This is a genomic window from Streptomyces sp. NPDC102467, from assembly GCF_044765445.1.
GTDB lineage: Bacteria > Actinomycetota > Actinomycetes > Streptomycetales > Streptomycetaceae > Streptomyces.
The window spans coordinates 38,508-60,070 of record NZ_JBIWKA010000009.1; the positions used below are offsets into that span (position 1 = coordinate 38,508).

General features: G+C 72.0%; 17 protein-coding genes. 9 read left to right on the forward strand and 8 right to left on the reverse strand.

Going from position 1 to position 21,563, the window contains the following annotated elements:
• Window positions 1-678: a 4'-phosphopantetheinyl transferase family protein gene (locus ACIREE_RS19770; RefSeq protein WP_404153426.1), complete on the forward strand. Its 678-nt coding sequence runs from the start codon at window positions 1-3 to the stop codon at window positions 676-678.
• On the opposite strand, the gene ACIREE_RS19775 is transcribed toward ACIREE_RS19770, so the two are convergent.
• The 4 genes from ACIREE_RS19775 to ACIREE_RS19790 form a co-directional block, all read right to left on the reverse strand.
• Window positions 675-1,175, reverse strand: a complete 501-nt coding sequence (locus tag ACIREE_RS19775; RefSeq protein WP_404154238.1) for a methylated-DNA--[protein]-cysteine S-methyltransferase — start codon at window positions 1,173-1,175, stop codon at window positions 675-677. The genes ACIREE_RS19770 and ACIREE_RS19775 overlap by 4 nt on opposite strands.
• Window positions 1,176-1,189: 14 nt before the next feature.
• A complete protein-coding gene (locus ACIREE_RS19780; protein ID WP_404154241.1) occupies window positions 1,190-2,596 on the reverse strand; it encodes a DNA-3-methyladenine glycosylase 2 family protein in 1,407 nt (468 codons plus the stop codon).
• Between the two features lie 267 nt (window positions 2,597-2,863).
• Window positions 2,864-3,958 carry a ribosome small subunit-dependent GTPase A gene (gene rsgA, locus ACIREE_RS19785; RefSeq protein WP_404153428.1) on the reverse strand — a complete coding sequence of 365 codons (1,095 nt, stop codon included), beginning with the start codon at window positions 3,956-3,958 and terminating at the stop codon, window positions 2,864-2,866.
• Between the two features lie 273 nt (window positions 3,959-4,231).
• Complete coding sequence (locus ACIREE_RS19790) at window positions 4,232-4,690, reverse strand: Lrp/AsnC family transcriptional regulator (RefSeq protein WP_404153431.1); 459 nt, start codon at window positions 4,688-4,690, stop codon at window positions 4,232-4,234.
• Between the two features lie 146 nt (window positions 4,691-4,836).
• Here ACIREE_RS19790 and ACIREE_RS19795 point away from each other — a divergent pair, with 146 nt between their 5' ends.
• The gene (locus ACIREE_RS19795) at window positions 4,837-5,871 is read left to right on the forward strand and encodes an asparaginase (protein WP_404153433.1); all 1,035 of its coding nucleotides are present in this window, start codon (window positions 4,837-4,839) and stop codon (window positions 5,869-5,871) included.
• A gap of 91 nt (window positions 5,872-5,962) precedes the next feature.
• Here the strand turns inward: ACIREE_RS19795 and ACIREE_RS19800 are convergent, their stop codons facing one another.
• Both ACIREE_RS19800 and ACIREE_RS19805 read right to left on the reverse strand, forming a co-directional pair.
• The gene (locus ACIREE_RS19800; protein WP_404153436.1) at window positions 5,963-7,285 is read right to left on the reverse strand and encodes a radical SAM protein; all 1,323 of its coding nucleotides are present in this window, start codon (window positions 7,283-7,285) and stop codon (window positions 5,963-5,965) included.
• A gap of 153 nt (window positions 7,286-7,438) precedes the next feature.
• The gene (locus tag ACIREE_RS19805; protein WP_404153440.1) at window positions 7,439-8,119 is read right to left on the reverse strand and encodes a pyridoxamine 5'-phosphate oxidase family protein; all 681 of its coding nucleotides are present in this window, start codon (window positions 8,117-8,119) and stop codon (window positions 7,439-7,441) included.
• A gap of 178 nt (window positions 8,120-8,297) precedes the next feature.
• Here ACIREE_RS19805 and ACIREE_RS19810 point away from each other — a divergent pair, with 178 nt between their 5' ends.
• Both ACIREE_RS19810 and ACIREE_RS19815 read left to right on the forward strand, forming a co-directional pair.
• Window positions 8,298-9,566 carry an FAD-binding protein gene (locus ACIREE_RS19810; RefSeq protein ID WP_404153442.1) on the forward strand — a complete coding sequence of 423 codons (1,269 nt, stop codon included), beginning with the start codon at window positions 8,298-8,300 and terminating at the stop codon, window positions 9,564-9,566.
• A 182-nt stretch (window positions 9,567-9,748) separates the two neighbouring features.
• Complete coding sequence (locus ACIREE_RS19815; RefSeq protein ID WP_404153445.1) at window positions 9,749-12,583, forward strand: glycoside hydrolase family 2 TIM barrel-domain containing protein; 2,835 nt, start codon at window positions 9,749-9,751, stop codon at window positions 12,581-12,583.
• A 3-nt stretch (window positions 12,584-12,586) separates the two neighbouring features.
• Here ACIREE_RS19815 and ACIREE_RS19820 read toward each other — a convergent pair whose 3' ends face one another.
• Window positions 12,587-13,657, reverse strand: a complete 1,071-nt coding sequence (locus ACIREE_RS19820; RefSeq protein ID WP_404153448.1) for a DUF4037 domain-containing protein — start codon at window positions 13,655-13,657, stop codon at window positions 12,587-12,589.
• A 114-nt stretch (window positions 13,658-13,771) separates the two neighbouring features.
• On the opposite strand from ACIREE_RS19820, the gene ACIREE_RS19825 reads away from it, so the two are divergent.
• Window positions 13,772-15,814, forward strand: a complete 2,043-nt coding sequence (locus ACIREE_RS19825) for an NAD(+) synthase (RefSeq protein ID WP_404153451.1) — start codon at window positions 13,772-13,774, stop codon at window positions 15,812-15,814.
• Between the two features lie 10 nt (window positions 15,815-15,824).
• Here ACIREE_RS19825 and ACIREE_RS19830 read toward each other — a convergent pair whose 3' ends face one another.
• Entirely contained in the window at window positions 15,825-16,814 is a 990-nt protein-coding gene (locus tag ACIREE_RS19830) for a GlxA family transcriptional regulator (protein ID WP_404153454.1), read from the reverse strand.
• 69 nt (window positions 16,815-16,883) lie between these two features.
• Between ACIREE_RS19830 and ACIREE_RS19835 the strand changes: the two genes are divergently transcribed.
• From ACIREE_RS19835 to ACIREE_RS19850, 4 genes are all read left to right on the forward strand, one after another.
• Window positions 16,884-17,864, forward strand: a complete 981-nt coding sequence (locus ACIREE_RS19835; protein WP_404153457.1) for an NADP-dependent oxidoreductase — start codon at window positions 16,884-16,886, stop codon at window positions 17,862-17,864.
• A 158-nt stretch (window positions 17,865-18,022) separates the two neighbouring features.
• Complete coding sequence (locus tag ACIREE_RS19840; RefSeq protein WP_404153459.1) at window positions 18,023-19,393, forward strand: hypothetical protein; 1,371 nt, start codon at window positions 18,023-18,025, stop codon at window positions 19,391-19,393.
• Between the two features lie 190 nt (window positions 19,394-19,583).
• Window positions 19,584-20,318: a hypothetical protein gene (locus ACIREE_RS19845; protein ID WP_404153461.1), complete on the forward strand. Its 735-nt coding sequence runs from the start codon at window positions 19,584-19,586 to the stop codon at window positions 20,316-20,318.
• A 93-nt stretch (window positions 20,319-20,411) separates the two neighbouring features.
• Window positions 20,412-21,560 (forward strand): serine hydrolase domain-containing protein, encoded by a 1,149-nt coding sequence (locus ACIREE_RS19850; RefSeq protein ID WP_404153464.1) that lies wholly within the window; start codon window positions 20,412-20,414, stop codon window positions 21,558-21,560.
• The last annotated feature ends 3 nt before the right edge of the window (window positions 21,561-21,563 follow it).

Consider the following 21,563-nt stretch of genomic DNA (forward strand, 5'->3'; position numbering starts at 1 on the left):
ATGGACCACGTACGGGAGTTGCCGAGCTCCGGGCCCGTCGGGCTGTGGCTGGTGCGGACCGACGCCGGTCCCCGAGACGGTGCGGGCGGTTCCGGCGGCGCGGGCGTCCTCGACGCGGACGAGCGGCGGCGGGCCGCCGCGTTCGCCTTCGACCGGCACCGGACGCGGTACATCACCGCGCACGTGGCGCTGCGCGGCATCCTGGGCGACCGGCTCGGGTGTACGCCGGACGCGGTGCGGTTCGTGCGTCAACCGTGCCCGGGGTGCGGCGAGTTGCACGGCCGCCCGGCTGTCGCGGACGCGCCGGAGCTGCACTTCTCCCTCTCCCACGGCGGCGACCTCGCGCTGGTGGCCCTCGCCCCGGCGGCGGTCGGCGTGGACGTGGAGGAGCTGACGGACCCGGCGGCCGCCGAGGACCTGACGACCGTGCTGCACCCCCGGGAGCAGGCCGAACTGGCCGCGCTGGACGACCTGTTGGACCGCCGGATCGCCGTGACCCGCGTCTGGGTCCGCAAAGAGGCGTACCTCAAGGGCATCGGCACGGGCCTGTCCCGCGCCGCCGACCTCGACTACGTCGGAACGCTGCCCGACTCCCCCGGCGCACCCGGCGGCTGGTCGGTGCGCGACGTGGCGGTCCCGGAGGGGTACGCGGCAGCGGTCGCCCTGGGCCCGGCCTAAAAGTGCGGGAGGGAGCCCTCAAGGGTGAGTAGCCGCACCTTGCGCTCCAGGCCGCCCGCGTATCCGGTGAGCGCACCACTGGCGCCGATCACCCGGTGGCAGGGGCGCACGATGAGCAGGGGGTTGGCGCCGATCGCGCCGCCGACGGCCCGCACGGCGACGCCCGAGGCGCCGATCGCGGCGGCGACGGCACCGTAGGAGGTGGTGGCCCCGTACGGCACGTCGTCGAGAGCGCCCCACACGCGCCGCCGGAACTCCGTCCCCTCGGCCCGCAACTTGAGGTCGAACTCCTTGAGTTCACCGGCGAAGTAGGCGTCGAGCTGCCGCGTGACCTCAGCGAACCGCGCCGGGTCGCGCACGCATCCGTCCGGCAGGCCCTGGACCGTCCGCCCGCCCTTCTGCCCGGGCACGGACAGGGAGGTGAGGGCCCCGTCGGCGTCAGCGGTCAGCAGCAGCTCACCGAGCGGACTCCCGACGGTGGTGCAGTACTTCGTCATCTCGCTGGGTGTGCTCACAACTGTCCTTCTACGATGAGGTGTTGACGGGCGTACGAGCGCCAGGGCCGCCATGCGTCACCGGCGGTCCCGTCACCGGAGACGGCGTCACCGGGCACGGCCACGTCCGGGTCGCCGAGGGCGCGCAACCGGATCAGCGCCGCGCCGCGCGCACTCATACCGGGCAAGGACCGCAGCGCCTCCTCGGCATCATCGCGGTCGGCGCCCGGATCGAGGCGCAGCGCGCCGTCGGCCAGCGCGCGGGCGAGGGCGCCGAGCGTACCCGGCTCGTCGGCGAGGGCGTCCGGTGCGGGAAAGTGCCGGTGCAGTCCGCCGCACGGGGCGTCGAGCCGCTTTCCGTACCGCTCGACCAGCCGCGCGGACTCCCCAGCACCGACGAGGATCCGCACCGCGAGCTCCTCCGGGTCGGCTGCGCCGGGCGAGCGCAGGCCGGGCCTTGCGGCGACCAGCGGGGCGAGCCGCGGGTCGGCGCCGAGCCGCTCGTCGATCGCGTACGGGTCGGAGTCCAGGTCGAACAGGCGCCGCAGCCGGCCCACGGCCGTGGTCAGGTCCCGCAGGTCGGTCAGATGGATCCGGGCGTCCAGCCAGCCGCCGCGGTGCTCGGCCCGCAGCCCTGGCTGCTCGTGCCCCGCCTCGTCGACGGAGACGATGCCCGTGCCGTACGGCAGCCGCAGCGTGCGCCGGAACATGCGCGAGCCGCGGTCGCCGGTCAACTCCTCCACTCCGTCGAGGAGTTCATGCCCGAGCAGGTCGAAGACGGGTCCGGCCTGATACGCGCCGCGGTGGGCGAGGCGCAGCGGGATCCCCGCGGTGGAGGCGACGGCGCGGCGCTCCTCGGCGCGGCCGGGCGCGTCGGTGCGCAGCTGCGTGGGCGTGCGGGCGTACACCTCGCGGATCGTGTCGTTGAACTGCCGCACGCTGGCGAACCCGGCCGCGAACGCGATCTCCGTGACCGGCAGCGGCGTCGTCTGCAGCAGCACCCGCGCGGTGTGGGCGCGCTGGGCGCGGGCGAGGGCGACGGGCCCGGCACCCACCTCGGCGGTGAGCTGCCGCTGCACCTGTCGCGCGCTGTACCCGAGCCGCCCGGCGAGGCCGCCGACGCCCTCCCGGTCGACGATGCCGTCCCCGATGAGCCGCATCGCGCGGCCCACGACGTCGGCCCGCACGTTCCAGGCGGCGGACCCCGGCACGGCGTCCGGCCGGCACCGCCGGCACGCCCGGAACCCGCTGCTCTGCGCGGCGGCGGCCGACGCGTAGTACCGCACGTTCTGCCGCTTCGGGGTGACCGCGGGGCAGCTCGGGCGGCAGTAGATGCCGGTGGTCTCGACGGCGAAGAAGAACTCACCGTCGAACCGGGCGTCCCGGCTCCGCACGGCTTCGTACCGCGTGTCCTCGTCGATCATCACGCCCTCCAGTGTGCGCTTGCGCTCCGCTGGGGGCTGGCGGATTTCGGACGCGGCGTTTCCCTCCGGGGGTCGTAGGGTCGGCTGCGGGCCGGTGGGGGCTGAGCGCGCAGTTCCCCGCGCCCCTGAAGCATGCGGCTTCGCCGCAGCCCCAGGGGCGCGTGTGATGCGCGCCCCTGAAATGGCACACGCAGTGCGCATTTCAGGGGCACGGGGAACTGCGCGAGAAGTCCCCACCGGCCCGCGCCCGGCGACGAAACGACGGCCCTACATGAGGCGCCCCCGCTTCGCCTCCAGCGCGGCGCGGCCTTGCGCGCCTCGCTGTTTCCACACCTTCCGCATCTCGCTCTGCAACCTGGCGTCCGTACGGGCGGCAAGCCGCTGGTTCTCCCGCAACAACTTGCGGTAGCTGTCCAGCCGACGCTGATGGAGCGTTCCGTCGGCCAGCGCGACGAGCACCGCGCAGCCGGGTTCCACGGTGTGCGCGCAGTCCTGGAAGCGGCAGTCCCGCGCCAGTTCCTGGATCTCCGAGAAGACCTGGCCGACCCCGGCCTCGGCGTCGTAGAGGCCGACACCGCGCAGGCCCGGCGTGTCGATGAGGACGCCTCCGCCGGGCAGCGCGAACAGGTTCCTGGTGGTTGTCGTGTGCCGCCCCTTGCCGTCCATGTCACGGACCGCCTGTACGTCCATCAGGTCGGCGCCGAGCAGTGCGTTGGCGAGCGTGGACTTCCCGGCACCGGACTGGCCGAGCAGCACGGATGTGCCGTCGGCCACGACGGCCCGCAGGACATCGGTGCCGTCGCCGTCGTGGGCGCTGACGGGCAGCACCTGGACGCCGGGCGCGCTGGTCTCCACGTCGGAGACCAGGTACGACAGCGTGACGGGGTCGGGCACCAGGTCGGCCTTGGTGAGGACGACCAGCGGCTGGGCCCCGGACTCCCAGGCGAGCGCCAGGAACCGTTCGATCCGCCCGAGGTCGAGCTCCGCGGCGAGGGACACGGCGATGATGGCGTGGTCCACGTTCGCGGCGAGGATCTGCCCCTCGGACCGCTTGGAGGAGGTGGACCGCACGAACGCGGTGCGGCGCGGCAGATACGCCTGGACGTAGCGCGGGTCGCGGTCGGCAGGGTCGACGGCGGCCCAGTCACCGGTGCAGATGACCTTCATGGGGTCGCGCGGTACGACGTACTCGGTGTCGGCGTGCACGGTGCCGTCGGGCGTGACGAGATCGCACCGCCCGCGGTCGACGCGCAGCACCCGGCCGGGCACGAGGCCGCGCTCGGCATAGGGGGCGAACTCGGCGGCCCATTGGGGGTCCCAGCCGTAGGAGGCGAGGACGGGGTGGTCGGCGTGGAGAGACAAGGGGTGACCCTTCGAAGGGCGGCCCCGGCGATGTGAAGGGAGCGGATCGGCTCAGCCGGTGGCCAGGGAGGTGGACGTGACGAACTTCCGGATGCGGGCAACGCCCATCGCAGCGACAGTCATCGGTCAACACCTCCCCCTTCTCACTTCTCAGCGCTCGGTCGGTCTCCCCGGGCGGCGGACCACCCGGCGAACGAGGACGACGGTAGTCCCGAGCACCGGCGGCCCGCCACTTCTTTTTTCCGTCCCGGTTTCTCAGCCGAGGCGGACCGGTCAGGCCGGTCCGACCGGCAGACCCCGCGGTTCCTTCACGCGCTTCATGATGATCTGCGAGTTCACCTCGGTCACCCCGTCGAGCGTGGTGAGCCGCTCGATCCACAGCCGTTCGTACGCGGCCAGGTCGGCGACCGCGATACGCAGCAGACAACCCGGGCTGCCGAAGAGGCGGTAGGCCTCGATGACGTCCGGGATGTCCTGGAGGGCGCGCTCGAAAGCCTCGACGGTCGCGCGGTCGCGGCGCACCTCGATGGAGACGAGGACCTCGAAGCCACGGCCGACGGCGTCCGGGTCCACGACCGCGCGGTACCCGAGGATCACGCCGTCGTTCTCCAGCTGGCGGACGCGGCGCATGCAGGGCGACGGGCTCAGGCCGACCCGCTGGGCCAGTTCCTGGTTGCTGAGACGCCCATCGCTCTGCAGCTCACGCAAGATATGCAAGTCGATCCGGTCCATGACGCAATTGTGCGCTACACATCGCGCGATCATCGGCCAGGATTCGCAATCCGATTGCGCCCTTCTCGAATTATCCTTGCTGTAGATCGAACATGCATGCGCCCCCGCCCAGGCGCCGCACCCGACCCCCACGCGAGGCAGCCCCCATGGAACGCATCCGCACGCCCAAGCGCGTCATTCTCATCAGCACCGGCGGCACCATCGCCAGCCGCTGGCAGGGCACCGGTTACGCCGCCGACGCCGGCGGGGACACCGTCCTGGCCAGCGCCGCCGTGCCGGAGGGGGTGGAGGTCGAGGTCGTCGACCTGTTCAACGTGAACAGCTCGCGGATGACCACCGAGCGGCAGCTGACCCTGCTGCGCACCGTCCGCGAGGTTCTCGCCGACCCGGCCGTGGACGGCATCGTCGTCACGCACGGTACGGACACCCTGGAGGAGTCCGCGTTCCTGCTCGACCTGCACCATGACGACCCGCGCCCGGTGGTGCTCACGGGCGCGCAGAAGCCGCTCGGCGCCACCGACGGCGACGGGCCGGGCAATATGTACGACGCGCTTCAAGTTGCCGCGTCCGTACGGGACTTGGGCGTTCTCGTCGTGTTCGACGGGAGCGTGCACGCCGCGCGTGGCACGGTGAAGACGCAGACCCTCGCCGCCAACGCGTTCGCCGACCCGTCGGCCGGGCCCCTCGGCCGCCTCGGCTTCGGACGGGTGGACATCCGCAACACGCCGCAGCGCCCGGCCCCGCTGCCCGCGCCGCAGGACGGGGCCCGCATACCGCGCGTCGACATCGTCATGCATCACAGCGACGCCGACCCGGCTCTCTTCGAGGCTGCTCTCGCCGCGGGCGCGCAGGGCATCGTGCTCGTCGCCACGGGGGCGGGCAACGCGACACCCGAGTTCGTCGACGCGGTCTCCGCCGCCGTCCGCCGCGGTGTCCTGGTCGCCGTCAGCACCCGGGTCCCGGCCGGGCCGCTCGCCGAGATCTACACCGGTGGCGGCGCCGTCGACCTGGTCGCCGCGGGGGCCGTGCTCTCCGGCACGCTGCGTGCGGGCCAGGCCCGGATCGCCGTACTGGCCGCGCTCCTGACGGACGCCGCGCCCGCCGCCCGCACCGACCTGCTGCGCCGGCTGATCGCCGCGCCGCTCCCCCAGGACGACGCTGCCGCGGAGAAGGCCGCCTGAGCCCGAGGCACCCGGCGCCCGGACCCAGTACCTCGACTCTCAGTACCGAGGCTCTCAGTGCCGCGGCGCCGCGGCACTGAGAGCTTCGGCCTCAGACCTCCACCGCCTCTTCGTTGGGCGCGAGGCTGTCCATGAAGGAGCTGACCGAGAAGACCGCGCGGCCCGCGCCCGACGGGCCGTAGCCGGGCGGGGACGAGAGACCGAAGTCGTCCATCGTCGCGCGGTACGCCTCGAGCAGCCGGATGTGGTACTCCAGCGGGGCGCCGTTCGGGTTCTCCTTGCCGAGCGGCGTCGTCGGCTCCGGGCACCACGTGGTGAAGCGCGGGGTGATCCCGTTCGACATGAAGAAGCGCAGCCCCTCGGTCGTGGAGGCGATGGCCTCGTCGACGGTCTTGAAGCCGAAGGGCTCGGCCATCTCCACACCCGCGACGAAGTTCGGGATCACGTTGCGCGCGCCGAAGACGTCCCTGGAGTCGAGGATGCGCTTGTGCCACTCGTCGCGGCCGACGTAGCGCTCCTTGCCCGGGCAGTACATCTTGAACAGGTACTCGTCCCACACCTCGTAGTTGGGGTGGTAGATCTGCACGCCGTAGTCCTTGAAGCGCTGGACGTCGTCCTTGGGCAGCGCCTGCGCGACGACCTTGCCGATCCAGCGCCCGGGGAAGTACTCCTCGATGGCCTTGGCGTACCGCCCGTAGAAGTCCGCCTCGTCCAGGCCCTGGACCTTCGACGTGATCGCGCCGCCGGTGAGCGTGTACGCGGTGGAGGTCTTCGCGGTGTCGTACTTGTCGATGATCTCCAGGGCCTCAAGGACCTCGTCGACGTCCTTCACGCCCGTATAGGGGCGGCCCGCCGCCTTGTGCTGGCGCCAGTTGTGGTTGATGTCGCAGTACTGGCACTCCTCCTTGGCGCCGAAGTACTGGCAGACGCGGAACGCGGTCAGGTAGATCAGGTAGCCCCACTGGATGGTCGGGGCGACCTCCATGACCGACTTCCCGTTGGAGAGCTTGTGCCGGTAGTACTCCGGCATCGGGGGCACGCCGACGTCGGCGATGCGCTTGCCGTCGAGGTAGAGGCCGAGCATGCCGGCGTCGTCGGCCGCGACCCGGTAGGGGGAGGACGGGTTCACGCGGACCGAGACGACCGTGCGGCGCAGGTCGTAGGGGCCGCCGGTGAGGACGATCTCCTCGGGCGGACGGCGCAGCGCGGCCTCGCCGAGCTCGGGCAGCGTGCCGTGGTCGAAGGAGAAGATGAAGTACGACTTCGGCTTGACCTCGCCGTCCTCGTTGTCGCTCAGCGCCGACGGGTCGAAGGCCAGACCGCCCCGGAGCAGGTCCTCCTTGAAGACCGCTTCCCTCGGAACGTGCGGGAAGCGCTCCATCAGGTCCTCGACGAGTGCCGTACGGCTCTGCATCCCGGTCTCCTTGCCTCTACGACGTGCATCTACGACTTGCTTCTACGACATGTATCTACAACGTGCATCTACGGCCGGCCACCACGACCGGCCACTACGACGACCCTGCGACAGTCACAGTTCGACACCTCACGGTATGCCCCCGCTTGTCGCTCAGCCCTGGCGGGTCCCCGCTCGGGCCACGACGTGCGCGGGTGCGGTGATGCCGTGCGGCAGGAGCGGGTCGGCGGTGGGGGCGCCCCAGCGCGCGGTCAGCGGGAGGGTGCCGGCCCACCGGCCGCGCTCCGCGTCCGGCGAACGCCCGTCGTCCGGCGGCCCCGCGCTGATCTTGACCGAGGCCTCCTCCAGGGACAGGGCGAGGACGGTCGTGGCCGCGAGTTCCTTGCGGTCGGGGCGGCGGGCATAGTCCCACTGGCCCGGCGCCGAGTGATGGGTGAGGATGCGCAGCGCCTCGGTCTTCTCGGCGTCGTCGGTGAGGGTGCGCGGCACGCCGTAGATCATCGCGCAGCGGTAGTTCACGCCGTGCTCGAAGACGGAGCGGGCGAGGACGAGGCCGTCGACGTGCGTGACGGTGACGCATATCTCCGCGTCCGGGTCGGCGGCCAGGCTGCGGCTTGCCACCGACCCGTGCACGTAGAGGTACCGCTCATCGCGTCCGTAGACGGTGGGGACGACCATGGGGGTCCCCTCGACGACCACTCCCAGATGACAGACGAACCCGGCGTCGAGGATCGCTTCCAGATCGCCCCGCTCGAAGCTGGCGTTCTCCTTCATACGGCGAGGCCGGGTCCGGTCGGTGGGGCTGAGAGTGCTCGTCGGCTCGGTGTGCGTCATGCGCCGGAACAGTACTCCCGCGTGATCACCCGGCCCTCACCGGCTGTTGGGCGCCCGGTCCCTCCGGCGCGCACCGGCCGACCCCCGCCGGCGATCGAGGAGCGGGCCCCGGGGCGCACAGCAAATCCGCCGTGATCCAATCTGCGGGAAGCCCGCCCTCGCAGGAAGGCAGCACACCATGCCCGAAGCCCGCGCCACCGAACCCGCCGCCCCCACCAACTGGGCCCGCAACATCACCTTCTCCGTCCCGAAGGTGCATCGCCCGGCCTCCCTCGACGAACTGCGCGGCCTGATCGCCGAGAGCCCGCACATACGGGTCCTCGGCAGCGGCCACTCGTTCAACCGGATCGCCGACGTGGACGCCGACCGGTCCGGCGTCCTCCTGTCGCTCGCCGGTCTGCCGGGCGGCATCGAGGTCGACGCCGCCGCGCGAACCGTGCGGGTCGGCGGCGGGGTGCGCTACGCCGAGCTGGCCGCCGAGCTGCACAAGCACGGCCTCGCCCTGCCCAACATGGCGTCGCTGCCGCACATCTCGGTCGCCGGGTCCGTGGCGACCGGCACGCACGGCTCCGGCGTCCACAACCGGTCCCTCGCGGAGGCTGTCCGCGCCATCGAACTCCTCACCGCCGACGGCGGGACGGTCACGCTCGCGCGCGGCGACGCCGGGTTCGAGGGCGCCGTCGTCTCACTGGGCGCGCTCGGGGTCGTCCTGTCGCTGACTCTCGACGTGGAGCCCGGCTTCGAGGTCGCGCAGCACGTGTTCCGTGAACTGCCGTTCCAGGGCCTTGACTTCGCGGCCGTCTCCTCGGCCGCGTACAGCGTGAGTCTGTTCACCAAGTGGCGCGGGCCGCACTTCGACCAGGTGTGGGTCAAGCAGCGGCTGCCCGAGCCGGTGGAGTTCCCGTGGGCCGAACCCGCGGTCGAGGCGCAGCACCCGGTGCCCGGGATGTCCGCCGTGCACTGCACCGAGCAGTTCGGGGTGCCGGGGCCGTGGCATGAGCGGCTGCCGCATTTCCGGGCCGAGTTCACGCCCAGCAGCGGTGACGAGCTGCAGTCGGAGTATCTGCTGCCGCGCGAGCACGCGGTCGCCGCGCTGCACGCGCTCGACGCGGTGCGCGAGCGGATCGCGCCGGTGCTCCAGGTGTGCGAGGTGCGGACCGTCGCGGCCGACACGCAGTGGCTGAGCCCCGCGTACGGCCGGGACACGGTCGCCTTCCACTTCACGTGGGTCGCGGACGCGCCCCGCGTGCTGCCGGTGGTGTCGCTGGTCGAGGACCGGCTGCGGGACTTCGCGCCGCGACCGCACTGGGGGAAGGTGTTCACCGCGGCGCCGGACCGGGTCGCCGCCCTCTATCCGCACGCCGCCGAGTTCGCCGCGCTCGCCCGGCGCCTCGATCCGCGGGGCACGTTCAGCAACGCGTTCGTGCGGGCGCTGCTGCCCCGCTGAGTGCTGAGAACCTGTCTCTGGACGAGGACTTTCGTGCCCCGGCTTGGACGCGCTGCCAGGACTTTCGCGTGGGTTGTTGGACTTTCGCCACCATTGGTGGCAATGCCGTGGCGACGGCCGGGCTCGACGGGTCACGCTTCCCTTCGCCCTTTCCTTCTCAGAACCCGTCGCTAGGAGACCCTGTGTCCTTCTCGTACGTCGACGATGTCCTGCCCGGGAGCGGCGCGCTGCCGCCGCGCGCCTGGTACGCCGACTCTTCGGCCACCACCCTGTCCCTGAACGGAAGGTGGCGCTTGCGGCTGTCGCCGACAGCCGACGCGCAGGACGAGTCCTTCGCCGCGGAGGGGTACACGGAGTCCGAGGCCGGGGAGTGGGCCGATGTGTCGGTGCCGGGCCACTGGGTGCTCCAGGGGCACGGCGCGCCGATCTACACGAACCACCTCTACCCGTTCCCGGTCGACCCGCCGTACGTGCCGACCGAGAACCCGACCGGCGACCATCTGCGGACGTTCGACCTGCCGGACTCCTGGCCCGCGGACGGTGCGGCCACGCTCCGGTTCGACGGCGTGGAGTCCTGCGCGCGGGTGTGGCTGAACGGCACGGACATCGGCGAGTTCAAGGGCAGCCGTCTGCCCCACGAGTTCGCGGTCGGCCGGCTGCTGAAGCCGACCGGGAACGTGCTCGCGGTCCGGGTCCACCAGTGGTCGGCTGGCTCGTACCTGGAGGACCAGGACCAGTGGTGGCTGCCGGGCATCTTCCGCGACGTGACGCTGCTGCACCGGCCCGCCGACTGCGCGCTCGACTTCTTCGTGCACTCCTCGTACGACCACACGTCCGGCACGGGCACGCTGCGCGTGGACAGCGATGTCGATGCCCGGATCACCGTGCCCGAGTTGGCAGTTGACTGTGCGTCAGGTGAGTCGGTGACGGTTCCCGTCGAGCCGTGGACGGCGGAGACGCCGCGCCTGTACGCGGGCACGCTGGACACCGGCGGCGAGCGCGTCCCGCTGCGCATCGGGTTCCGGACGGTGGAACTGTCGGACGGCCTGATCAAGGTGAACGGCACGCCGGTCCTCTTCAAGGGCGTCAACCGGCACGAGTGGCACCCCGAGCGCGGGCGCGCCCTCGACCTCGAAACCATGCGCCGTGACGTCGAGTTGATGAAGCAGCACCACATCAACGCCGTGCGCACCTCCCACTACCCGCCACACCCCGCCTTCCTGGACCTGTGCGACGAGTACGGCCTGTGGGTGATCGACGAGTGCGACCTGGAGACCCACGGCTTCGTCGAGCAGGGCTGGCGCGACAATCCCGTCGACGACGAACGGTGGACACCGGCCCTGCTCGACCGCGCGGCCCGCATGGTGGAGCGCGACAAGAACCACCCCTCCGTCGTCCTGTGGTCACTCGGCAACGAGGCGGGCACCGGCCGCGGGCTCACCGCGATGGCCGAGTGGATCCGCGACCGCGATCCGGAGCGGCTCGTCCACTACGAGGGCGACATCAACTGCCGTGACACGGACGTGTATTCACGGATGTACGCGGATCACGCCGAGGTCGAGCGGATCGGCCGCGGTCTCGACGGCGGCCCGTCCCGTCGTCGTGCGCTCCCCTTCATCCTGTGCGAGTACGCGCACGCGATGGGCAACGGTCCTGGCGGACTCGCCGACTATCAGCGGCTGTTCGAGCGTTACGACCGGCTCCAGGGCGCCTTCGTGTGGGAGTGGATCGACCACGGGATCGCCGACGAGCGGTACGGATACGCGTACGGCGGTGACTTCGGCGAGGAGCTGCACGACGGCAATTTCGTCTGCGACGGCCTCGTCTTCCCGGACCGCACGCCGTCGCCCGGCCTGGTCGAGCTCAAGAAGGTGATCGAGCCGGTACGCATCGACATCGACGCCCCGGCAGGCGCGGTGCGCGTCACCAACCGCTACGACTTCCGTGACCTGTCCGGGCTCTCCTTCACCTGGGCGTACGACGTCGAGGGCGAGCCGGCCGCGTCGGGAACGCTCACCCTGCCCCCGCTCACCCCGGGCGAGCACGCCGAAGTGAAGCTGCCGCCCGCGCCCGCCGACGGACGCGGCAAGGAGACGGGATGGACGGTACGGGCACTCGACACGGACGGCCGCGAGGTCGCGTGGGGCCAGGCCCCGGGCGCCCCGACGGCCGTACGAGCACGCCTCCTTGATGCCGGTCCCGTACTCGGGCAGCGGCTGATCACGCTCGGTCCGGCCGCGTTCGACGCGCGCACCGGGGCGCTCCGCACGATCGGCGGTGTCGAGGTGATCGCCCCGCGTCTCGACGTGTGGCGGGCGCCGACCGACAACGACGACGGGGCGAGCTGGCAGAGCGGCGAGCGGCTCGGGCCGCTGTGGCGCCGGTTCGGGCTGCACCGGATGCACCACCGCCTGGACGGTGTGGAGGCGGGCGACGACGCGCTGACCGTACGCACCCGGGTGGCCCCGGCGGGCCGGGACATCGGGCTGCGGACGATCTACCGCTGGACCGCCGACGCGGACCGGCTGCGGCTGACCGTGTCCGTCGGCCCCGAGGGCGACTGGCAGCTCCCGCTGCCACGGCTCGGCGTCCGGTTCGGGCTGCCCGGCGGCGCCGACGCCGTCCGCTGGTTCGGTGGCGGCCCCGGTGAGGCGTACCCCGACACGCGGGCGGCGTCCCGGGTCGGCCTGTGGCACTCCGACGTGGACGCGCTGCAGACGCCGTACGTGCGGCCGCAGGAGAACGGCGCGCGGGCCGACGTCCGCTGGGCGGAACTCGGCGGCCTGCGCATCGAAGGCGACCCGAACTTCGCACTGACAGCCCGCCGTTGGACATCGGAGCACCTCGACGCGGCCGAGCACCGTACGGACCTGACGCCCTCCGAGACGGTGTGGCTGAACCTCGACCACGCCCAGCAGGGCATCGGCTCCCAGTCGTGCGGTCCTGGGGTGCTGCCCCAGTACCGGCTGACGCCCGCGCCGGCCGAGTTCACTTTCACGTTCCGAGAGCTCACGTAACGGCTAAGGGGCCGTCGTCAAGTAGTCGGTGCTGTCGGCCCATTGGTCGACGGCACCCGTCAGCGGGCGGCTCCGCAGCTCCGGGTCCGTGAGCGTCAGGGCGAGGGCCCGCGCGAAGCGCTCCGCGTGCAGGACCTGGAACGGGCGGCTGTGGAACGGGCGCCGGGCCGGGTCGACGTGTTCGGCGAGCCCGCTGTCGTTCTGCAGCGCGGCCACCGTCTCGTAGGCGTCGCAGAGGTGGTGCTCGCGGTCCGCGTACGTCGTCGCGGCGAGGGCGCCCCGGAGCGACGGCGTGAGGCGCGCCGCGACCGGCAGGCGGGCGAAGACGCTGCCGAGCCATTTGCTGTACGGGGCATAAGTGCGCGAGAGGAGGAGGCAGAGCCGCATCAGGTCGCGGACGAGGCGTGCCACGACCACCGCGGAGCCGAGGTCGTCGCCCACCTCCGCGCAGCGGCCGACGAACGCCTCCTCCCGCGAGATCCGCTGCCACTGGCAGGCGAGGACGTACCGCCACACCTCGTCCGGGTACCAGGCGAGGTGGGCGCGGGCCGTGGTGAGCGTGCCGGGTCCGTCGCGGAAGACGGCGCCCGCGGTCGCCTCGACGAGTCGCTGCTGCGGCACGGCGAGCCATTCCGACGAGGTCAACTCTCCTCTGCTGTTGCCTACTTGACGCCGGAGCCACGTCTCGACGCCGGTCACCGAGACCCGGTGGTCCACCGGCCCGTCCGTCGGCGTCATGTGTCCGGACACCGGATCCAGCAGGTTTCCGCTGTCGCGCATGAAGTGCGTGGGCCAGCCGCGTACGTGCTTGGGGAGTCGTTCGGCGAGCAGTTCGCGCAGGGGCTCCGCGAGGGCGGCGGCGTCGGCGTCCGCCAGGAAGAGATCCAGGCGCGGCCCCCATTCGTGGTCCGCCGAGCGGGCCGTGTCGAGGCCGAGCACCTCCGAGCCCGTACCGACGCGGGCCGCCGCGTAGGCGAGACCCGGGTACGCGGCGTCGAGCACCGGCCGCACCCCCTCCTCGTAGAGGATCCGGGACAGTTCGAGGCCGGGCAGGAAGGCGGGGGTCTCGGTCATGGCGATCACTGTGGCGGAGCGGGTGCGCGTCGGCGAGGGAATTTCCGGGCCCCGCCGGTCGGCCGACCCGGGTCCCGGCGCGCAGCGCCGCGGGGCGGTTGACATGATGGACGGGTGAACTTCCGGTCGATCTATGCCCAAGGTTTCGCGCGGGTCGCCGCCTGCACCGGCCACGCCGCCCTCGCGGACCCGCCCGCCAACGCCGAGGCGATCCTGCGCCAGGGACGCCGGTGCGCCGAGGAGGGGGTCGCCGTCGCGGTCTTCCCCGAGCTCGGCCTGTGCGGCTACTCCGTCGAGGATCTCGTACTGCAGGACGCCCTTCTCGACGAGGTCGAGGAGGCTCTCGCCGCGGTGGTCGCGGGGTCGGCGGACCTCCTGACGGTGCTCGTCGTCGGGGCCCCGCTGCGGCATCGGGGCAACATCTACAACTGCGCGGTCGTCGTGCACCGCGGCCGGATCCTCGGCATCGCCCCCAAGTCGTACCTGCCGAACTACCGGGAGTTCTACGAGCGCCGGCAGCTCACCCCGGGGGACGACGAGCGCGGCGGCACGATCCGGGTCGGCGGCCTGGACGTGCCGTTCGGGGTGGATCTGCTGTTCGCCGCCGAGGACGTGCCGGGGCTCGTGGTGCACGCGGAGATCTGCGAGGACATGTGGCTGCCGGTGCCGCCGAGCGCCGAGGCCGCGCTGGCCGGGGCGACCGTGCTGCTCAACCTGTCGGGCAGCCCGATCACGGTCGGCCGCGCGGACGACCGCAAGATGCTGTGCAGCTCGGCGTCCTCGCGCTACCTGGCCGCGTACGTCTACGCGGCGGCGGGCCTTGGTGAGTCGACGACCGATCTGTCCTGGGACGGGCAGACGATGATCTACGAGAACGGGGCGCTGCTGGCCGAGACCGAGCGCTTCCCGCTCGGCGACCGGTCCGCCGTGGCCGATGTCGATCTGGATCTGCTGCGCCAGGAGCGCCAGCGCATGGGCACCTTCGACGAGAACCGCCGCACCCACGCCGCGCGCACCGGCGACTTCCGCACGGTGGAGTTCCGGCTCGACCCGCCGACCGGCGCCGACCTGGGCCTGCGCCGCCGCGTCGAGCGGTACCCGTTCGTGCCCGCCGACGCGGAGCGGCTCGCCCAGGACTGCTACGAGGCGTACAACATCCAGGTCGCGGGGTTGCAGCAGCGGCTCGGCGCGATCGGCGGACCGAAGATCGTCATCGGCGTGTCCGGCGGTCTGGACTCCACGCACGCCCTGATCGTCGCCGCCCGCGCGATGGACCGGGCGGGCCGCCCGCGCAGCGACATCCTGGCGTTCACGATGCCGGGCTTCGCGACCGGCGACCACACGAAGAACAACGCGCACGCGCTGATGAAGTCGCTCGGCGTCACCGCGGCCGAGCTGGACATCACGGACACCGCGCGGCTGATGCTGAAGGAGATGGACCACCCGTTCTCGTCCGGCGAGCCGGTGTACGACGTCACCTTCGAGAACGTGCAGGCCGGGCTGCGCACCGACTATCTCTTCCGGCTCGCCAACCAGCGCGGCGGCATCGTGCTCGGCACCGGCGACCTCTCCGAGCTGGCGCTCGGCTGGTGCACGTACGGCGTCGGCGACCAGATGAGCCACTACAACGTGAACTCAGGGGTGCCGAAGACGCTGATCCAGCACCTGATCCGGTGGGTCGTCAGCAGCGACCTGTTCGGCGACGAGGCAGGGCGGACGCTGACCGCGATCCTCGACACGGAGATCAGCCCGGAGCTGGTGCCGGGCGAGGAGCTGCAGTCGACCGAGTCGAAGATCGGCCCGTACGCGCTGCACGACTTCACGCTCTTCTACGTGCTGCGGTTCGGGTTCCGGCCCTCCAAGATCGCGTTCCTGGCGTGGCACGCCTGGCGCGACCAGGAGGCCGGTGAGTGGCCGCCGGGCTTCCCCGAGGAAGATCGCGGCTCCTACGACCTGGCGGAGATCCGGCACTGGCTGGAGTACTTCTGCAAGCGCTTCTTCGGGTTCGCCCAGTTCAAGCGGTCCGCGATGCCGAACGGTCCGAAGGTCTCCGCCGGGGGTTCGCTCTCGCCGCGCGGCGACTGGCGGGCGCCGTCCGACAGCAACGCGCGGGCGTGGCTGCGGGACCTGGAGCGCTGGGAGTGGCCCACCGAATAGTGCGGCTGTCTCAGACGGCCGCGCCGAGAGTGCGGAACGTCCGCCGGTACGCGCGCGGGGACACCCCTATCGCTGCCTGAAGGTGCTGCCGCAGCGAGGTGCCCGTGGCGAAGCCGACCTCCGCCGCGATCCGGTCGACCGGCAGATCGGTGGACTCCAGGAGGTGCCGGGCCCGATGCACCCGCTGCTGGATCAGCCAGCGGCCCGGGCTCATGCCGGTCTCCTCCTGGAAGCGCCGGGCGAACGTGCGCGGGCTCATCCGCGCGTGCACCGCCAGGTCCCTGAGGGCGAGCGGCCGGTCGAGGTGCTCCAGGACCCAGGCGCGGGTGCCGGCCGTACCGGTGTCGCCCTCCTCGGGCACCGGCTGCTCGATGTACTGGGCCTGCCCGCCGTCGCGCCACGGCGGTACGACACAGTGCCGGGCGACCCGGTTGGCGACCGCGCTGCCGTGGTCGGAGCGCACCACGTGCAGGCAGACGTCGACGCCGGACGCGGCGCCCGCCGAGGTCAGCACATCACCGTCGTCGACGAACAGGACCTCGGGATCGAGGTCGACCCCGGGGAACATCCGGCGGAACGCGTCGGCCAGCGCCCAGTGCGTCGTCGCGGGCCGGCCGTCCAGGAGCCCGGCCGCGGCCAGCGTGAACGCGCCGGTGCAGATGGAGACCAGGCGGGTGCCCGGACGGATCCGGGCGAACGCGGCGCGCTCCTCGTCGGACAGCTCCGCCGAGATGCGCCGCAGGTCGTAGGGCGGGATGACCACCGTGTCGGCGCTCTCCAGCGCCTCGGGCCCGTGCGCGACGGTGATCGTGAAGTCGGCGTCGGTCCGCACCGTGCGCTCGTCCGTCGCCGCGCAGGTGAGCACTTCGTACGCGCCCGGCACCAGCGGGAAGACCCGGTTCGGGATGCCGAGCTCGAACGGGTAGACGCCGTCGAGCGCGAGGGAGACGACGCGGTGCGGCCGGCCGGCCGGCGTGTCCTGGAAGTCCTGGAAGCCCATGGCACGATGTTATCGGTTCATGGCAATCTTGCCATTGCCGAGGTCGGGCGGCCGGGGCAGGCTGATCACATGACCCAGAACAGCGGCACCAAGAACACCGGCACCGAGAACACGATGAGCGCCCTCACCCAGGACACCCTCGGCGACCCCGACGTCCTGCGCGTGGCCGAGCTCGCCCGCCCGGAGCCCGGCATCGGCCAGATCCTCGTCGCCGTCCACGCGGCCGGGCTGAACCCCACCGACTGGAAGCACCGCGGGACCGGCGCCTTCCTGGGGCAGCCGCCGTTCACGCTCGGCTGGGACGTGTCCGGTGTGGTCGAGGCCGTCGGTCTCGGCGTCTCCCTCTTCGCGCCGGGCGACGAGGTGTTCGGCATGCTGCCGTACCCGTACGGCGCCGGCTCGCACGCCGAGTACGTGACGGGCCCTGCCCGCGCCTTCGTGCCCAAGCCCGCCGCGCTGAGCCACGTGGACGCGGGCGCGCTGCCCCTGGCGGCCCTGACCGCCTGGCAGGCACTTGTGGACAACGCCCAAATCGGCCCCGGCACGCGGGTGTTGGTGCATGCGGCGGCCGGCGGCGTGGGCCACCTCGCGGTACAGATCGCGAAGGCGCGCGGCGCGTACGTCATCGGCACGGCCAGCGCCGCCAAGCACGACTTCGTGCGCGGCCTGGGCGCGGACGAGGTCATCGACTACCGCACCGCCGACTTCGTCACCGAGGCCCGGGAGATCGACGTGGTGCTCGACTCCCTGGGCGGCGAGAACTGCCTGCGCTCCCTGGAGGTGCTCAAGCCCGGCGGCATCCTGGTGTCGATCCTCCCTGACCGGTGGGACGCCGTACGGGACCGGGCCGAGGAACTGGGAGTGCGCGCCAGGTTCATGCTGGTCGAGCACGACCAGGCGGGCATGACAGCGGTCGCGACGCTCGCCGAATCCGGTCAGCTGCGCGCGCACGTCTCCCGCACGTACGCGCTCTCCGAGGCGGCCAAGGCCCACGCGGAGGGCGAGACGGGCCGCGTCACGGGCAAGCTGGTGTTCACGGTCCGTCCCTGAGCGGTACGGATGCCCCTTAGAGCCTGTGACCTGCTGAGCCCCCGGCCCCCGCGGCCAGGAGAACCTGGGCGCGGCGGGGCCCCCTGCCGTGTGATGATCCGTCCGGTGCGCCGGGGCTGCCGGCGCGTCAGAAGCCTTGGCACCCTTGGGGGGTAGCAATGAGACTGTTCTCTGCTGGACGCCCGGTACGACTCAGATCCGGCGCCGCCGTGGCGGTGGCCGCCGGTCTGTTGACCGCCGGCCTCGCCGCGCCCGCGCTCGCCGACGACGACTCGCCGCAGAGTGACCAGTTGTGGGTCAACGAGCCGTACGAGCAGACGCTGCCGCTCGGCACCGACGGCGGTCAGCCGCAGTCCCGCACCCTCGGTGTCGGCATTTACCACGACAACGAGAATTTCACGGTGACCGACGGCAGGCTCACCGTCGACATCTCCGGCCTCGCCGGGGTCGCCGAGGTGACCTGGCCCGACAACTGCGCGCCGAGCGGCACGAGCGCGGTGTGCGACATACCCACGGTGCCCACGATCGGGGGCGACTACGAGGGTCAGGTGTTCCTTACGGTGCGCGCGGCCGACGGCGCCGAGGCCGGCGCGCAGGGCAGGATCACCTACGAGGCGACGGCCACCGGCGGTCCCGACGGCACGCTCACCGCGCCGCACGAGAGCTTCGACACCACGCTCACCGTCGGCGCCGGGCCCGACCTCGCCATCGCCCCCGTCGCCGACATCGAGGGCGCTCGGCCGGGTGACGATCGGACGATCCCGTTCAAGGTCACGAACAACGGCAACAAGAGCGCGAACGGGGTCTCCGTCACGCTGTACGCCTCGTACGGCCTGACGGATCTGACCCGGTACGACGCCTGCGCGTACACCACGACGGACGGCAACGACGGCGCACCGTCGAACAAGGCAGTCTGCACCTTCGACCAGGTGCTGGCGCCGGGCGACTCCTTCGAACTGCCCGAGCCGCTGACGGTGCGCATCGCCCCGCACGCGCTGAACGAGCGGCTCGACATCGATGTCGAGCCGGGCGACGGCGCGCAGGACCTCGACTCCACGAACGACTACGTGGCCCTCCAGATCGGCGCCGAGAACAACGCGGACTTCTCCGTGACCGGCGACGCGATCTCCGGCGCGGCGGGCGAGACGGCCACGGCCGAGCTCACGTTCAAGAACAACGGCCCGGCCTGGTTCGGCAACCTCGGCTCCGGCGACCCGGCCGCCGAGGTCCGGCTGATCGTGCCCGAGGGCACCACGGTCACCGGTGTGCCGTCCGGCTGCTCCCCGCGCACCCTCGGCGGCGGTTACTACCCGAAGCGGACGGGCGCCCCGCGCTACGACTGCAACCTGCCGTACTGGGTCCTCGAGGACACCCAGCGCACGTTCGCGTTCTCCGTGCGCATCGACACCGTGGTGCCCGGCGCGACCGGCGCGGTGAGCATCCACCCCGCGTTCGGCGAGTTCGGCGAGTACCCCTTCGCCTTCGACCCGGACCTCACGAACAACAAGGCTGTTCTGGCCGTCAACTGACCGACCGGGGTGGGTTCGGAGCAGCCCTCCGCGCGGCTGCTCCGAACCCACGCCGCACAAGGCGGACGCCACGGAGCCACAAGTGAGCCACGGCGGCCGATATGGATGACTTACCAAGGTCTTTCGGCACAACGGGCCCATGGCTTATGGATATATGAGCAAATAAGGAGTCGTGCGGGAGGACGTGGGCATGAGGGCTCGACCGGCGGAATCGGCGCGGCGGCTGATCGCCGATGCCCTCGACGTGCATACGTCCGAGGCGGAACTGACCCGGGCGGCGTACGACGTCGTCGCCCGACTGGGCGCTCCCAGACGGTTGTTGGGGCTCATCCGCGATGTCACGGCGGGCGACATCGACCCGGAGCCGCGGGCGGGGCTCTCGTACCGGCACGTCCTCGGCTTCGACAAGCTGCTGCTCATCGACTGCGGCCCGCGGCACATGCTCCGCGCCCACGTCTGGCATCCGGGCACGCGCGCCCCGGGGGACATCCACAACCACCGCTCCCCGCTCGCCTCGCACATCGTGCGCGGGGCGCTGCGGATGGAGCTCTACGCGCACGACACCCTCCCGCGGGACGGCGGCGAGCAGGCGGCCCGGTACCGGGAGTCGCTGTCGCGGGACACGGCGGACTGGCTGCTCGAACCGGCGGGCCCGGCCCTGCTGCGCCTGACCCAGGTCGCCGAGTACGCCGCGGGCAGCAGCTACGCCCTGCCGGCGCACACCCTGCACCGGGCGTGGAGCACGGCTTCCTCCCCGACGGTGACGTTGTTCCTGGAGACCGGGGCGGGACGGCGCCGGCACACGGATGTGTTCCTCGGTGCGGACTCGGCGCGGCACGCCCCCGCGGTCCGGAAGACGCCGCTGGGCGTGAAGGAGTACATACGGGAACTGGAGTCTCTGGAAAGCCTGTTGACCGGCGGGTGAGACGACCCGATACGGCGGGAATAGCCGGGCCGCGTCCAGGGTTCGATCACTCCGAAGCCAGACGGCACGGTCAACTCGTATGGGGGCATGACGATGAGCGGCATCGAGGTCGAAGGAACCGTCGCGGCGGGGTTCGAAGGAGTCCGGGAGGAGTTCGCGGCGGTGCTCGCCGAGGAGTCGGCCGAGCCGGGGGCGCAGCTCGCGGCGTACGTGCACGGGCGCCAGGTCGTGGACCTGTGGGCGGGCGAGGAGTTCGACGGCTCTTCGCTGACCGCCGTCTTCTCCAACTCCAAGGGCGCCGCGCACCTCGTGGTGGCGCTGCTCGTCCAGGACGGCGTCCTCGACCTGGACCGTGAAGTGTCCGCGTACTGGCCCGAGTTCACCGGCCACGGTAAGGAACGCCTGACGCTGCGCGAGCTGCTCGCGCACCGCTCGGGCCTGATCGGGGTCGATGGCGGCTTCACCCTGGAGGAACTCGCCGACGACCGGGTGATCGCCGAACGGCTGGCCACGCAGCGGCCGTTCTGGGAGCCGGGTACGGCGTACGGATACCACGCCCTGGTGATCGGGGCCCTGACGGGCGAGGTGGTGCGCCGGGTGACGGGTCGCTCCCTGCAAGCGATCTACGAGGAGCGGATCAGGGCGCCGCACGACCTCGACTTCTGGCTGGGTCTGCCGGAGACCGAGGAGGCGAGGTTCCAGCCGACGCGGCCGATGGCCCCCACCGCGGAACAGCAGGCATTTCTGGAGGCGAACAGCACGGCGCAGGACAGCCTCACCGCGATCGCCTTCAATCAGTCCGCCGACCCGTCGTTCGACCTCATCGCCTACGTCAACTCCCGTACGGTGCGTGCCCTCGGGCCCGCCTCGGCCGGCGGTGTGGGCAATGCGCGCGGTCTCGCCCGGCTGTACGCGGCGGCGCTCAGCGGGGTGGACGGCGGGCCCGCGCTCCTGAAGCCGGAGACGATCGCGGAGTTCACGCGGCGCGACTGGACGGGCACCGACCTGGTGACCGCCACGCCTGACCCGTTCGGGCTCGGCTTCGAGACGGAGGGGCTGCGCTATCCGCCTCTGGGCGCGGACGCTTTCGGCCATTGCGGCGCGGCCGGCTCGGAGGCCTTCGCGGACCCGGGCACGGGCCTCGCCTACGGCTACACCCGGCGCCGCTTCGCCTTCCCGGGCGGCGCGGCGCCGGAGAACCAGCGTCTGGTGGCGGCCATGGTGCGGGCGGCCGGGGCCTGAGGC